The organism is Pseudomonas sp. zfem003, assembly GCF_032621675.1.
Lineage (GTDB): Bacteria > Pseudomonadota > Gammaproteobacteria > Pseudomonadales > Pseudomonadaceae > Metapseudomonas > Metapseudomonas otitidis.
Genome location: NZ_JAVYJG010000001.1, coordinates 65,099 through 79,022, shown reverse-complemented (window position 1 = coordinate 79,022; position 13,924 = coordinate 65,099). Strand labels below are relative to the sequence as shown.

At 67.4% G+C, this 13,924-nt stretch carries 12 protein-coding genes and 1 pseudogene; 4 read left to right on the top strand and 9 right to left on the bottom strand.

Going from position 1 to position 13,924, the window contains the following annotated elements; all coding sequences use genetic code 11:
• Positions 1–164 precede the first annotated feature (164 nt).
• Positions 165–1,331 (top strand): zinc-dependent alcohol dehydrogenase, encoded by a 1,167-nt coding sequence (locus RTK35_RS00410; RefSeq protein ID WP_044402956.1) that lies wholly within the window; start codon positions 165–167, stop codon positions 1,329–1,331.
• Between the two features lie 35 nt (positions 1,332–1,366).
• Here RTK35_RS00410 and RTK35_RS00405 read toward each other — a convergent pair whose 3' ends face one another.
• Positions 1,367–1,714: a DUF2892 domain-containing protein gene (locus tag RTK35_RS00405; RefSeq protein WP_044402953.1), complete on the bottom strand. Its 348-nt coding sequence runs from the start codon at positions 1,712–1,714 to the stop codon at positions 1,367–1,369.
• Between the two features lie 40 nt (positions 1,715–1,754).
• The gene (locus tag RTK35_RS00400) at positions 1,755–2,264 is read right to left on the bottom strand and encodes a ferritin-like domain-containing protein (RefSeq protein ID WP_044402951.1); all 510 of its coding nucleotides are present in this window, start codon (positions 2,262–2,264) and stop codon (positions 1,755–1,757) included.
• Positions 2,265–2,526: 262 nt separating this feature from the next.
• Between RTK35_RS00400 and RTK35_RS00395 the strand changes: the two are divergent.
• Together RTK35_RS00395 and RTK35_RS00390 are read left to right on the top strand one after the other, a co-directional pair.
• Positions 2,527–2,673: pseudogene (locus RTK35_RS00395) on the top strand (general stress protein); the annotation flags it as partial.
• 136 nt (positions 2,674–2,809) lie between these two features.
• Positions 2,810–3,112 (top strand): hypothetical protein, encoded by a 303-nt coding sequence (locus RTK35_RS00390; protein WP_316907070.1) that lies wholly within the window; start codon positions 2,810–2,812, stop codon positions 3,110–3,112.
• A gap of 62 nt (positions 3,113–3,174) precedes the next feature.
• Here the strand turns inward: RTK35_RS00390 and RTK35_RS00385 are convergent, their stop codons facing one another.
• The 7 genes from RTK35_RS00385 to RTK35_RS00355 form a co-directional block, all read right to left on the bottom strand.
• Positions 3,175–3,720 (bottom strand): PaaI family thioesterase, encoded by a 546-nt coding sequence (locus tag RTK35_RS00385; RefSeq protein ID WP_044402943.1) that lies wholly within the window; start codon positions 3,718–3,720, stop codon positions 3,175–3,177.
• 80 nt (positions 3,721–3,800) lie between these two features.
• A complete protein-coding gene (locus RTK35_RS00380) occupies positions 3,801–4,607 on the bottom strand; it encodes an oxidoreductase (protein WP_316907069.1) in 807 nt (268 codons plus the stop codon).
• A 41-nt stretch (positions 4,608–4,648) separates the two neighbouring features.
• Positions 4,649–7,738, bottom strand: a complete 3,090-nt coding sequence (locus RTK35_RS00375) for an efflux RND transporter permease subunit (RefSeq protein ID WP_253121445.1) — start codon at positions 7,736–7,738, stop codon at positions 4,649–4,651.
• Positions 7,735–8,850: an efflux RND transporter periplasmic adaptor subunit gene (locus tag RTK35_RS00370; protein ID WP_316907068.1), complete on the bottom strand. Its 1,116-nt coding sequence runs from the start codon at positions 8,848–8,850 to the stop codon at positions 7,735–7,737. Before RTK35_RS00370 ends, RTK35_RS00375 begins: the two co-directional genes overlap by 4 nt.
• Before the next feature lie 71 nt (positions 8,851–8,921).
• Positions 8,922–9,536 carry a TetR/AcrR family transcriptional regulator gene (locus RTK35_RS00365; protein ID WP_316907067.1) on the bottom strand — a complete coding sequence of 205 codons (615 nt, stop codon included), beginning with the start codon at positions 9,534–9,536 and terminating at the stop codon, positions 8,922–8,924.
• Between the two features lie 156 nt (positions 9,537–9,692).
• Entirely contained in the window at positions 9,693–10,865 is a 1,173-nt protein-coding gene (locus RTK35_RS00360; RefSeq protein ID WP_213625114.1) for a hydroxymethylglutaryl-CoA reductase, read from the bottom strand.
• 129 nt (positions 10,866–10,994) lie between these two features.
• A complete protein-coding gene (locus RTK35_RS00355; protein ID WP_236210390.1) occupies positions 10,995–11,246 on the bottom strand; it encodes a hypothetical protein in 252 nt (83 codons plus the stop codon).
• Positions 11,247–11,833: 587 nt separating this feature from the next.
• On the opposite strand from RTK35_RS00355, the gene RTK35_RS00350 reads away from it, so the two are divergent.
• Entirely contained in the window at positions 11,834–13,912 is a 2,079-nt protein-coding gene (locus RTK35_RS00350) for a phosphocholine-specific phospholipase C (RefSeq protein ID WP_316907066.1), read from the top strand.
• The last annotated feature ends 12 nt before the right edge of the window (positions 13,913–13,924 follow it).

Below are 13,924 nucleotides of genomic sequence, written 5' to 3'. Positions count from 1 at the left end.
ACTCCTGTATCGAAACACCATCGGTCGGAAAGCCGCGCCCCATGCGGGACGCAGGCGACCCGGGCGGCCTCTCTCCGGGCACTTCCGACCGTTCATCCCGATTCCCTGAACAGTCGCCCGGGCGGGTTTTCCGACAGGGGTAGCCCCCAACCAGGAGAATCCCCATGCAGGCCTTGACCTACCACGGCAGCCACGACGTTCGCGTCGAGCGGGTGCCCGATCCCGTGATCGAGCAGCCCGACGACATCATCCTGCGGGTCACCGCCACCGCCATCTGCGGTTCGGACCTGCACCTCTACCGGGGCAAGATCCCCCAGGTGAAGCACGGCGACATCTTCGGCCACGAGTTCATGGGCATCGTCGAGGAGACGGGCCCGGCGGTCACGGCCGTGCGCACGGGCGACCGGGTGGTGGTGCCCTTCGTGATCGCCTGCGGTGGCTGCTTCTTCTGCCAGCTGAACCTGCATGCGGCCTGCGAGACCACCAACACCGGGCGCGGCGCCATCCTCAACAAGAAACAGATCCCGCCGGGCGCGGCGCTGTTCGGCTACAGCCACCTCTACGGGGGTGTGCCGGGCGGCCAGGCCGAGCTGGTACGGGTGCCCCACGCCAACGTGGGGCCCTTCAAGGTGCCGGACGAGCTGGACGACGAGCAGGTGCTGTTCCTCAGCGACATCCTGCCCACCGGCTACCAGGCGGTGGTCAACGCCGGCATCGGCCCTGGCAGCAGCCTGGCGATCTTCGGCGCCGGGCCGGTGGGGCTGATGAGCGCCGCCTGCGCGCGGATGCTGGGGGCGGAGCTGATCTTCATGGTCGATCACCACCCGTACCGCCTGGAGTACGCGCGCCAGACCTACGGCGTGATCCCCATCGATTTCGAGCGGATCGACGACCCGGCGGCGGCCATCATCGAGAACACACCCGGGTTCAGGGGGGTGGATGCGGTGATCGATGCCGTGGGCTTCGAGGCCAAGGGCAGTACCACGGAAACGATTCTGACCACGCTGAAGCTGGAGATCAGCAGCGGCTACGCGCTGCGCCAGTGCATCGCGGCGGTGCGCCGGGGCGGGGTGGTGAGCGTGCCCGGGGTGTACGCCGGCTTCATGCACGGCTTCCTGTTCGGCGACGCCTTCGACAAGGGGCTGACCTTCCGCATGGGCCAGACCCACGTGCACCCGACGCTGCCCACGTTGCTGGAGTACATCCAGACCGGCGCGCTGAAACCGGAGGTGATCATCAGCCACCGCATGGCGCTGGCAGAGGCGGCGGAGGGCTATCGGCTGTTCGAGAAGAAGGAGGAGGGCTGTCGCAAGGTGATCCTCCGCCCCTAGGCGAAGGGGCGCCCCGGGTGGGGCGCCCTCGCAGGTCAGGGCGAGATCGGGTCGCTGGCGGGGAAGGTTTCCTCGATGGCGTTGTCGACCTTGGCCTCGGTCGGCGTGCGTGCCTTGCCCTGGGCGTTGTCCACCTTGGGCAGGGCCTCGCGCAGGCGGGCGATGCGCTGGCGCAGGTACTCCAGCTCGCCTTCCAGGTCGGTGACCATGCCCTTCATGGCGCAGTGGCCGGTGGTGCCGCGCCACAGCAGCAGCGCGCCGGTGAGGGCCTTGAGGGTGCCGGCAGTGCCGCCACGGTGGATGCCGGTGCACAGGGCCACCAGCCCGGTGCCCAGGGACAGGGCGCGTTCGATGCCGTGGACGTTCTGGTACTCGTGGTTCATGTCGTGTCTCCTCGTGTCGTGGGCCGTTGGCGAGCCGGGCTCAGCGCTTGGCCGGGGTTTCGGGGGCTTCGGAGCGGGCCAGGAAGGCCTCGGTGAGGCTCGGCAGGTGCTCCCTCAGCCAGTCGGCCATGGCCACCTCCTGGGGCAGGATGCGTTCGCAGGCACGCTGGGTCTCGACGTCACCGGCGGCCTGGGCGGCGGCGATGAGCACGGTGTAGGAGGCGATCTCCATGTTCTCGAACACGTAGCCGGCCATCGCGCCCTTGATCACCTCGTCGGTGGCGGTCATGCCGCCCACGGCCTGGCCGAAGGCCATGAGCTTGCCGCCGATGTCCTTGAGGGTGGACGGGCTGCTGTCCAGGCGCGCCAGGGCTTCTTCCAGGAGCTTCTGCTGGCCCAGGGTCTCCTCCAGGTGCTGGTCGATGCGGGCCTTGAGGTCGGGGTAGTGCTCCAGCCGCGAGGACTGCGCCTTGAGCATCTGCTCGGCCTGTTGCTCCATGGCGTGCGCATCACGCAGCCAGTCCAGCAGGTGGGATCGGGTCTTTTCCATCGGGGTGGTCTCCGTCTTGATGTCGGGATGACGAAGGTATGGAGCGGAGGTGCCGGGACGGGTTCAAGGTTCCTGACCACGGGCCCGGTGATGCGGGGTGGTTGATATCAGCGCTCCATCAGCAGGGACCGCTCGTCGGGCAGCAAGCGCGGCGAAGCGCGATTCGTTCAGAACGATCCGCAAGGGGGCTGTTCGTACCTTCTGTGAGGCCAACGTCGGCCTGCCAAGAGAGGATGAAGACATGACCACCAACAAGAACCCCGGCAACTTCGCCAACGACCGCGAGAAAGCTTCCGAAGCCGGCCGCAAGGGCGGCCATAACAGCGGTGGCAACTTCGCCAATGACCGCGAGAAGGCCTCCGAGGCCGGCCGCAAGGGTGGCCAGAACAGCCACGGCGGCGGACGCTGATGGCGAAAAGGGAAAAGCCCGCTTCGGCGGGCTTTTTCTTGCCTGGAAGAACGTCGGGGATTCGTGATGGCGCGCCTCGTGCGGTCGTGGCGGGGCAGGCATACTGCAGCGCTCCCACTCTGCTGGCAGGCTCCCCATGTGGCCCTTCGACCAACCGCCGAACGGCGCGACCATCGTTTCGAAAAGCGTGATCGACAAACGCAAGCCCATCCTTCACGTCGTCCATGACGAGGACGACCACGGCTGGCAGTTCCTCGACAACGAGAGCGAGGCCCTGGAAGACCTGTGCATCGTCGGCCTTGGCCATGTGCTCGACCTGGATCCCTCCATGGCCGAACTCGCCGGGCTCGAGCCCGGCTGGCAGGCGACGCGGGACGATGCCCAGGCCCCGTGGCGCATCGAGCCGGTGCCGTCGGAGCCTGAAGACGAACCGGCCTGAGCGGCTGGCTCGTTCGGGGTTGCCATGACCGGCACGCGGGCATCGGGCCGGTCGTTCGGCCATCACTGCGGAGGCAGGTCGAACACGAAACAGGTGGTCGTGGCGTGGGCGTAGAGCTTGCCGGATTCGTCCTCGATGCGGGCTTCGGCCGTAGCGACCTGGCGTCCACCGTGTATCAGCGTGCCGACAGCCCTTAATGGGCCGGTCCGGTGGGAGGCCGAGCGCACAATGTTGAGGCTCAGCTCGGCGGTGGTGTAGGAGCGCCCGGCTGGAAGCGAGGTCTGCACGGCGCACCCGAGGGCGGAGTCCAGCAGGGTGGCGAACCAGCCGCCATGGACGGTGCCGAGGGGGTTGTAGTGCCCAGCCAGGGGAGTGCCCTGGAACACCGCACGCCCGTCGCCCACCTCCAGCAGCGTCATGTTCATGGTGTCGTTCATCGGCGGGTAGGGCAGTTCGCCGGACATCATCCCTTCCAGGATCTGCCGACCGCTCTTGCCCGCGAGCTGCTCAGGTCGGGCAAGGCCCGGCTGGCCGCCGCCTTCGCGCATCCGCTGCAGCGCCTCTGCCTGCTGGCTGGCCCAGTTGACTGTCGTGGGGTGTGTATCCATGTGGCCTCCGTTGCCGCCGGGGACCGGGCGGCGTGCGTTGGGTGGTTTCAAGGGTGGGTTCAGTGTGGAACAGGCTCGGCCTAGGCGAGCCCGAAAGTCTTCCTCAGGCCTTTCTCCACCGCCCCGGCAGGCATGAAGCGGCGAAGCGTGCGCAGCAACGAGGCCTCGCCCCGAGGGGTGTGGCGCATCTTCCAGGGCCCCAGTGCGGCCTCGACCAGGGTGGCGGCGACGCTGTCGGGCAGCGGCGCCTTGCGTACGCTCGTTTCGATGCTGCGGGACACGAGGCCACGCTCGCGTTCGTAGGCAGGCAGGGTGAGGGCGGCCCGGGGTGCATTGAGGTCCAGCTGGGTGCGGGTGAACGAGGGCTCGACCAGGGCGACACGAATGCCGAACTGGCGCACCTCGTGGTCCAGCGTCTCGGACAGGCCCTCCACGGCATGCTTGGAGGCCGAGTAGAGCGCCATGTAGGGCGCCGGCAGGAAGCCCAGCACCGAGCTGACATTGACGATGCGGCCGCCGCCCTGTTCACGCATGTGGGGCAGGGCGGCGCGGGTGGTCCGCAGGATGCCGAGGACATTGGTATCCAGCAGGGCCTGGGCCTCGGCAATCGACGTTTCCTCGGTGGCGCCGAGCAGGGTCACGCCGGCGTTGTTGATCAGCACATCGATGCGCCCGGCCTGGGCGATGACCTGCTGGACCCCGAGGTTGACCGAGGCCTCGTCGCGGACGTCCAGTTCCACCAGCTCCACGCCGGCTATCGGCTGGGCGCTGGCGATGCGGCGCACGCTGCCGAACACGCGGCACCCACGTTGCGCCAGCTGTTCGGCCGTGGTGCGCCCGATACCCGACGACACGCCGGTGACAAGAGCGACGACAGGGTTCGACATGGTGGTTCCTCTTGGTGGCTTGAAGGCAGCGGGGGCAGGGCTCATGCGGGCTGCACCTCCGCGGTTGCCTGGTTGGGAATGGGTCGGATGCCGAACCAGATGGCGTACATGGCCGGCAGGAACACCAGGGTCAGCACGGTACCGGCGAGGGTGCCGCCGATGAGGGTGTAGGCGAGGGTTCCCCAGAACACCGAATGGGTCAGGGGGATGAACGCGAGGATCGCCGCCAGCGCGGTGAGGATCACCGGGCGGGCCCGTTGCACGGTGGCCTCCACCACGGCCTGGAAAGGCTCCAGGCCCGCGTCCTGGTTATGGCGGATCTGCCCAATGAGGATGAGCGTGTTGCGCATGAGGATGCCCGACAGGGCGATCAACCCCACCAGCGCATTGATGCCGAACGGCTGGTGGAACAGCAGCAACGTGGGCACCACGCCGATCAGGCCCAGGGGGCTGGTGAGGAACACCATCACCATCGCCGAGATCGAGCGCACCTGCAGGATGATGATGACCAGGGTGGCCGCCAGCATGATCGGGAACAGCGGCAGCATGGCCTTGCTGGCCTTGCCCGACTCCTCGATGGAGCCCGCCTGTTCGATGCGGTAGCCGCTGGGCAGCCTGTCGATGATGGGTTGCAGCTGCTTGCTGATGGCGGTCGAGACATCCGGTGGCTGCAGCCCTTCGGCGATGTCGCCGCGCACGGTGAGGGTGGGCACGCGGTCGCGCCAGCGCATGATCGGTTCCTCCATGCGCACCTGCACCTCGCCCACCTGCGACAGTGGAATGCGCTGCCCGTTGGCCCCGGCCAGGGTGAAGTCCAGCATCCGGGCCGGGTCGAGGCGGATGTCCCCGGCGGCGCGGGCCATGACCTGCACGGTGCGGATGTCCTCGCGCACGGCGGTCACGGGTACACCGCTGAGCAGGAACTGCAGTTGCTGGGCGACCGCGCTGGAGGTGAGCCCCACCGCCTGCAGGCGGTCCTGTTGCAGGGTGAAATGCAGGGTCGGCACCCGGGTTCCCCAGTCGCTGTTGACGGTGCGCATCAGCGGGCTGGCGTCCATCACTGCCTGCACCTCGCCGGCGATCCGCCGCAGGGTGTCCGGCTCCGGGCCGCTGACCCGGTAGGCCACCGGGAAGGGGGAGTAGGGGCCGAACACCAGCTGGGTGACGCGGACCCGTGCCTCGCTGGCCAGGCCCTCGGCTATCGCCTGGCGCAGCCGGTGCTTGAGCGCCTCGCGTTCGTCCTGGTTGTCGGTACGGATCACGATCTTGGCGAAGGACGGGTCAGGCAGCTCCGGGCCCATGGCCATGAAGAAGCGCGGGGCGCCCTGGCCGACATAGGCGGTGACGATGCGCGCCTCCTTCTGCTGGGCCAGCCAGGCCTCGACCTTTTCCGTGGCGGCGCTGGTCTGGGCGATGGCGGTGCCGTAGGGCATCTGCACCTCCACCAGCACTTCCGGGCGGTCGGAGATGGGGAAGAACTGCTTCTTCACCAGCGCCATGCCGAGGATCGCGATCACGAACAACCCCACCACCGAGCCGGCAACCAGCCACTTGCCGGCGATGACGCGGCCGAGCAGCGTGCGGAAACGGTTGTAGCGAGGGGTGTCATAGAGGGCTTCGTGGCCGCCTTCGACCTTCTTGAAGTCCGGCAGGAGCTTGACGCCGAAGTAGGGCGTGAAGACCACGGCCACCAGCCAGGAGGCGACCAGTGCGATCCCCACGATCCAGAACATGTTGCTGGTGTACTCGCCGGCGGTGGAGCGGGCAAAACCGTTGGGCATGAAGCCGACGGCGGTGACCAGGGTGCCGGAAAGCATCGGCGCGGCAGTGTGGCTCCAGGCATAGGCCGAGGCCTGGATGCGGCTGTAGCCTTCCTCCATCTTCACCACCATCATCTCGATGGCGATGATGGCGTCGTCCACCAGCAGGCCCAGGGCGAGGATCAGCGAGCCCAGGGTGATGCGGTCGAAGTTCTTGCCGGTGGCGGCCATCACCACGAACACCAGGGCCAGCGTCAGCGGTACGGCGACCGCCACCACCACGCCCACGCGCCAACCCATGCTCAGGAAGCTCACCAGCATCACCACCAGCAGGGCGACGAAGAACTTGATCATGAACTCGTCGACCGAGGCGCTGATGTTGACGGCCTGGTCGGTGACCTTGCTCAGGCTCATGCCCAGGGGCAGCTGGGCGTTGATGGCGCCCACTTCGTCGTTCAGTGCCTTGCCCAGGTCGAGGCCGTTCCAGCCTTCGCGCATGACGATGCCCAGCAGCAGGGCCGGTTCGCCACCGTTGCGGATGAGGAAGGTGGCCGGGTCTTCATAGCCGCGCCGGACCGTGGCCACGTCGGACAGCTTGAGGGTGCGCCCCTGGGCGATCACCGGAGTGTCGCGGATTTTCTGCAGCTCATTGAAGGCGCCGTCGAGGCGCAGGAACACTTCCGGCCCCCGGGTCTCCACGGAGCCTGCCGGGGTCAGCGCATTCTGGCCGTTCAGCGCAGCGAACACCTCCTGCGGGCCGATGCCAAGGGTGGCCAGGCGTTCATGGGAGAACTCGACGTAGATGCGCTCGGCCTGCTCGCCGATGATGTTGACCTTCTTCACACCGGGCACGTGCAGCAACCGCTGACGCAGGGTCTCGGCGTCACGCACCAGCAGGCGCTGCGGCTCGCCCCTGGCCTTGAGGGCGTACAGGGCGAAGGTCACGTCGGAGTACTCGTCGTTGACCAGCGGACCGATCACCCCCGCCGGCAGCAGCTTGGCTTCGTCGCTGATCTTCTTGCGGGCCTGGTAGAACGCCTCCGGCACCTCCGCTGGCGGCGTCGTGTCCAGCAGCGTGAGCGTGGTGAACGCCAGACCGGGGCGGGTGTAGGTCTCGCTACGGTCGTACCAGCGCAGTTCCTGGAGGCGTTTTTCCAGCTTCTCGGCGACCTGGTCCTGCATCTCCTGGGCGGTGGCGCCGGGCCAGGCGGTGACGATGGTCATGACCTTGACGGTGAAAGCCGGGTCTTCCGCGCGCCCGAGCTTGAAGAAGGCCACGATCCCGGCCAGGGAGATCAGGCAGACCATGAACAGCGTGACGGCGCGCTCGCGCACGGCCAGCGCGGAGAGGTTGAAGCGGCCCTCGCTCATGGACGCACTTCCTCGACGGCGGCGACGGCATGGGCATCTGCCGTGCGGACCGGCTGCCCCTCGTGCAGCAGATGGGCGCCCAGGGCAACGATCGGCTCGCCCGGCTGCAGGCTCCCAGCGATGCGCACCTGCTCGGCGCCCAGGTGGTGGACTGCGACCGGATGCCAGGCCACACGCGCCGGCTCACCCTGGATGACCCACACGCCAGGGCCGTTGCCGGCGTCGTACAGGGCGCCGACAGGAATCTGCTGTTCGCCGGCCGCGCCGGGCTGCCCATCCGCCACCTGCACGGTGATGGTGGTCCCCAGCGGGGCATTGGCCAGTTCGCCCTCCAGCACGTAGCGCGCTTCGAAGGTGCGCGTCAGGCGATCCGCCACGTCGGAGAGCTGGCGCAGGCGGGTCGCGACGCGGAGATCGCCTTTCCCGAACAGTGATGCCTGGGCAGTGGAACCCACCGCCGGGCGCAAGGTTTCCGGTAGCTGCACCACCGCCTCCCGGGGGCCGGCATGGGCGACACGGACCACCACCTGGCCGGCATTCACCACCTGGCCGGGCTCGGCGACCGTCTCCATGACGATGCCATCGGCGTCTGCTGTCAGTTCGGCGTAGCGGGTGGCGTTGCGTGCCACCTCGGCCTGCGCCTGCGCTGCACTGAGCTGCGCCAGGGCGGTGTCCGCGGCGGCCTTGTACTGGTCGTAGGCCGATGCCGAGACGGCACCGGTTCCTCGCAGCTTGCGGTAGCGGGCCTCATCCTCGCGCGCCTGCCTGGCCCGCGCCTGGGCAGCGGTAACGGCTTCACGCTGGGCGTTGGCCGCCAGCTTCAGGTCGGCCGGGTCGAGGCGCAGCAGCACCTGGCCGCGCTTAACGGCCTGGCCGGTGTCGACCAGGCGCTCCAGTACCTTGCCGGAGACGCGGAAGCCCAGGTCGCTCTGTACCCGGGCGGCGACGATACCGGTGAAGGCGCGTGTCGCTGCGTCCGCCGACTGGGGGTAGGCGGTGCGGACCAGCGGCGCTTCAGTACGCGGATCGTGTGCTTGCGGCTCGCTGCAGGCGACCAGCGCCATTGGCACGACACCGACCAGGAGGAGGGAAGAAAAGCTGTGCCGAAGCATGAGGCACCCATTGCGAAGTCATAGGGAGCCTCACTTTGATTCTTGTGACCAAATTAGTCAATGGTCACTATTCAGGGTGACAGGCTGCGCAACACCAGGCTGGAGAGCAGCAGGGGGGCTTCGTCGGTGTAGTCCAGCCCATGCTGGAGCAGCAGCGGGTTGAGGTACGGCCGCAGGACCATGTGGATCGCCTTCACGGTCTCGTCCAGCGGCGTCTTGCGTTCGAAGTCACCGCTCTCCCGACCCTGCTGCAGGATGTCCCGGAGCAGCTCGAGGATGCGCCCTTCGTAGGCGCGGGCGGCCGGCCAGCGTTCCGTGGCGGCGGAGGCGGCGATCTCGTAGAGCTTGCGGTCCTGGAAGAACAGGCGCAGTCCGGACTCGACGATGGCCTTGAACATCCACCGCAGCTTCTCCGGCGGGTGCTCGGCCTCGGCGACGGCGGCACGGACCTCCGTCTCGATCTGGCGCAGGCAGTTCGAGCAGATCATCTCGCCGATGGCCTGCTTGGACTCGAAGAACTTGTAGATGTAGGCCTTGGAGAAGCCGATGGCCTTGGCCAGGTCCGAGACCGTGGTCTTCTCGAAGCCGTAGAGGCTGAAGTGTTCGGTGGCGGCAGCCACGATCTGGTCACGGACCTCATGGTCCACCGGCCCGCGGGCCGTTCGGGAGGGGGGTGTCGTATTCATGGGCGCATAGCCTACAGAGCGAAAGGACCGGGAACAACGAGTGACCAATATGTCACGGGGTCACACAAAGCGCCGCTGTTCCCAGTGGGTGCGCCTGGCCGACAGCTCAGGGTTTGATGGCAATCGCGATGACCTGGCCCACTGCAACCTACGCCCTCAGCGGTTGCGCCCCAGCGCCTCGTGGCTGCTGACCCAGTCGCCGGCCAGGATCGCGGAGGTCAGGGACACATCGCCGGCCAGCACCACGGCTGCGATGATCTCCGCCAGCTTGTCCGCCTTGCCGGCTCCGTGGCAGCCCAGCAGCTCCAGGCATTCCCGCTGGGTCGGCAGGTTGGTGCCGCCGCCATGGGTGGCGCAGATCACCGCGGGCAGGGTCACCGACCAGTAGTAGTCGCCGTTCTCCAGCAGTTGCCCGTAGGTGATACCGCCGTGGGATTCGGCCACGTTGGCGGCGTCCTGCCCGGTGGCGATGTACATCGCCGCCAGCCCGTTGGCCGAGTGCGCGCCGCTGTACGCGGAACCGGCCTGGAAGGCGCCCACAGCCGCGATCTGTCGGTAGCGGTAGAGGTTGGCGGGGTCGACGCGCAGCAGCTCGTGGGCCACCTCGCGCTTGAGGGTGAACTCGGCGATCACCCGCTTGCCCCGGGTCTGGATCATGTTCATGGCCGAGTGCTTCTTGTCGGTGTCGATGGCACCGGAAAGGATGTAGCGCGGCTGCAACGGGTGGTTGGCCTTGATCCATTCGCAGGCTGCGTAGGTGGCCTTGCTGGTCATGTTCTGCCCGGCGGCATCGCCGGTGGTGTAGCAGAAACGGGTGTAGAGCATGTTGGCCACCGGGTACTGCTCGATCTCGAACAGCTTGCCGCTGCGGGTGGTGGTTTCGCTGGCCGCCTTGATCGCCTCGAACTCGCGCACCAGCCAGACACCGAACTCGCGGGCCTGCAGCGCATCCTCGAAAAAGAACACCGGTGCCCGCTGCATGGAGTGCTTGACCACCGTGGTCTTCACCCCGCCGGAGGCACTGATGGCGCGCATGCCCCGGCTGTAGCTGGCCAGCAGCGTGCCTTCGGTGGTGGCCATGGGGATGTAGAAATCGCCGCGCGCGTGCTCGCCTTCTATGCGCAGCGGGCCGGCCAGCCCCAGGGGCATCTGCACCACGCCGATGAAGTTCTCGATATTGCCGCGGGTGACGGCCGGGTCGATGGCGTACTGGCCGACCGTGTCCAGTGCGGCACCGGTCTGCTCCTTGATGAAGTCACGGCGCAGGGTGGCCTGCTCGCGGGTGTAGTCGTTCTCGGGGTTGCGGGGAATGGGGGCGCCTCTGGACATCGTGCTCTCCTGCGGGTCGAGTGGTTCAGCCTGGGTGAAGATCCGTGACCCCGAGTGTGCCCAAGGACAGGGGAGGCGACATGACCGACCACGCCAATCGGATGATCCAACGCGTCAATTGCTGAACGCTCAGCGAGGCAATACCTTCGCCAGCACCACGCACGCCACCAGCAGGCCCAGCACCACCCAGCGCAGGCCGTTGGGTGGCAGGAAGCCGAACAGGCGCAGCGTGCGTGCCGTGAAGATGTGCCAGCACTCGGGGCAACGCACCTGCATCCGCGAGGCGAATGCGCTCTGGCTGACGCCCACACCGCTGGAAACCAGCGCCTTGCGGGCCGTGAACAGTGCCGAGCACCTGGGGCAGCGTTCCCGTTCTTTCATCCTTCCCTCTCCTGGCCAGCCCTGCCTGTGACTGCTCCGAACATACCGCCTCGTGGCGGCGGTGATACGTCGGCTGTGCCGCGTTGCGACACCCCTCACAGTGATTTTTCTCCGGGTCAGAAGACGCCGTTCCGGGAGTTGGATGTCCCCACTACTTTGCCTGTCCGGGCGTAGGGTGGACCGCGCTTCATCGGTCCACCGTGCGTGCTTGCCAGCCACCCCGCCGGGTGGATGAAAAGAGCGTCATTCACCCTGCATGTGCTGCGACACCCGGAGAGGACAGACACCTTTGAAGGCGTTGGTCTGTACCACCCGAACTGCAGGGTGCGTACTGGCAAGGCGATCTCGGCCACCGCTCTATCTTGGTCCTGTTCAGTCGGCAGAGCCTGTCAAGCAAAAGCTGGCCTAGACCAAAAACATGGCGTTGAAACGTGATGGGGTTGGCATGGATGGGTGTTGCAAGACGCGCTGAAACCAAAGCGTCTTTTTCCGTTACTAGCGTCGCCTGAGTTCGAACATCTCGCTGCCAGCGTCATGGAAGCGCTCAGCAGCCTTTTGCCACTCATACGACCTGGTGAGTTCCCCCGATGATTTCGAAAAGCAGAAGAAGCTTCATCCAGCTGGCGGCCGGAACGGTCGGTGCCACCGTCGCCAGCAGCCTGCTGCCGTCCAGCATCCAGGCGGCGCTGGCGATCCCCGCGCACCGCCGCCACGGCAACCTCAAGGACGTCGAGCATGTGGTGATCCTGATGCAGGAGAACCGCTCGTTCGACCACTACTTCGGCACCCTCAAGGGTGTGCGCGGCTTCGGCGACCGCGTGCCGATCCCGCTGCCCGACGGCCAGCGCGTGTGGCACCAGAAGGGCAGCAAGGGCGAGGTCCTGCCGTACCACTTCGACACCCGCACCACCAGCGCCCAGCGCGTGGACGGCACCCCGCACACCTGGCCCGACGCCCAGCAGGCCTGGAACGAGGGGCGCATGGACAAGTGGCTGCCGGCCAAGACCGAGCGCTCCCTGGGCTACTACAAGGAGCAGGACATCGCCTTCCAGTTCGCCCTGGCCAACGCCTTCACGGTCTGCGACGCGTACCACTGCTCGTTCCAGGGCGGCACCAACCCCAACCGCCTGTTCCTCTGGACCGGCACCAACGACCCGCTCGGCCAGCACGGCGGCCCGGTGACCACCAACGACCACGACAGCGAAGGCCCGGTGGAAGAGGGCTACACCTGGACCACCTACCCGGAACGGCTGCAGGCCGCCGGCATCAGCTGGCGCGTGTACCAGGACATGGCGGACAACTTCTCCGACAACCCGCTGATCGGCTTCCGCCAGTACCGCGCGGCCGGGCCGGACTCGCCGCTGATCGTCAACGGCCTGAGCACCTGGAAGCTGGATGCGCTGAAGCGCGACGTGCTGGCCAATACGCTGCCGCAGGTGTCGTGGATCGTGGCGCCGGCCAAGTATTCCGAGCACCCCGGCCCGTCGAGCCCGATCTGGGGCGCCGAATACACTGCCTGGGTGCTGGACGCGCTGACCGCCAACCCCGAGGTGTGGAGCAAAACCGCGCTGCTGGTGATGTTCGACGAGAACGATGGCTTCTTTGACCACATGGCGCCCCCTGCCGCGCCGGGCCTGAACGCCGACGGCACGCTGCACGGCAAGACCACCGCCGACGCCACCCTCGAATGGCACACCCTGGGCGACACCCGCTACCGCAGCCAGCCCTACGGCCTCGGCCCGCGCGTGCCCATGTACGTGATTTCGCCCTGGAGCAAGGGCGGCTGGGTCAACTCCCAGGTGTTCGACCACACCTCGGTGATCCGCTTCCTCGAACAGCGCTTCGGCGTGATGGAGCCCAACATCAGCCCCTGGCGCCGTGCAGTGTGTGGCGACCTGACCTCGGCCTTCGACTTCAGCCACCCCGACAACGGGGCACTCCCGGGGTTGCCGGACACCAGCCAGGCCGACGCCATCGTCGCCAGCCAGGTGAAGCTGCCCAAGCCCAAACCGCCAGCGGTGGCCGCCATGCCCAAGCAGGAGATGGGCCTGCGCCGTGCGCGCCCCTTGCCTTACGACCTGGCGGTGCACGCGCGCTACCACGTCCGCGAGGAAGCACTGAGCCTGACGTTCGCCAACACCGGCAAGGCCGGCGCGGTGTTCCAGGTCTATGACCTGCTGGACAGCGTCCGCGCGCCGAAACGCTACACGGTTGGGGCCCACCGACGCCTGCATGACCGCTTCATGGGGGACGCCAGCGGCGATTACCACCTGGAAGTGCACGGCCCCAACGGCTTCCTGCGGGTGTTCCGTGGCAACCTGCGCGTGGCCGCTGCCGACCGCAGGGCGCCTCAGCCCGAGGTGCGCATCGACCACGACCCACTGTTCGGCAGGCTGGTGGTGCAACTGGTCAACCGAGGCCTCAAGCCCCTGCGCATGACCGTGAAGGACAACGTCTACTACCGCGGCGAAAGCCAGACCCTGACCGTCGCCCCAGGCAAGCGCCGCGAGGTGCGCTACTCGCTGCGCAGCAGCGGCAACTGGTACGACTTCAGTGTCAGCGCACAGGGCGTTGACGGCTTCCTGCGGCGCTTCAGTGGCCACCTGGAAGACGGCCGCCCGAGCTTCAGTGATCCGGGGATGGGCCTGGGTACCTTGACCTTCTGAGGCGTGGCCCGG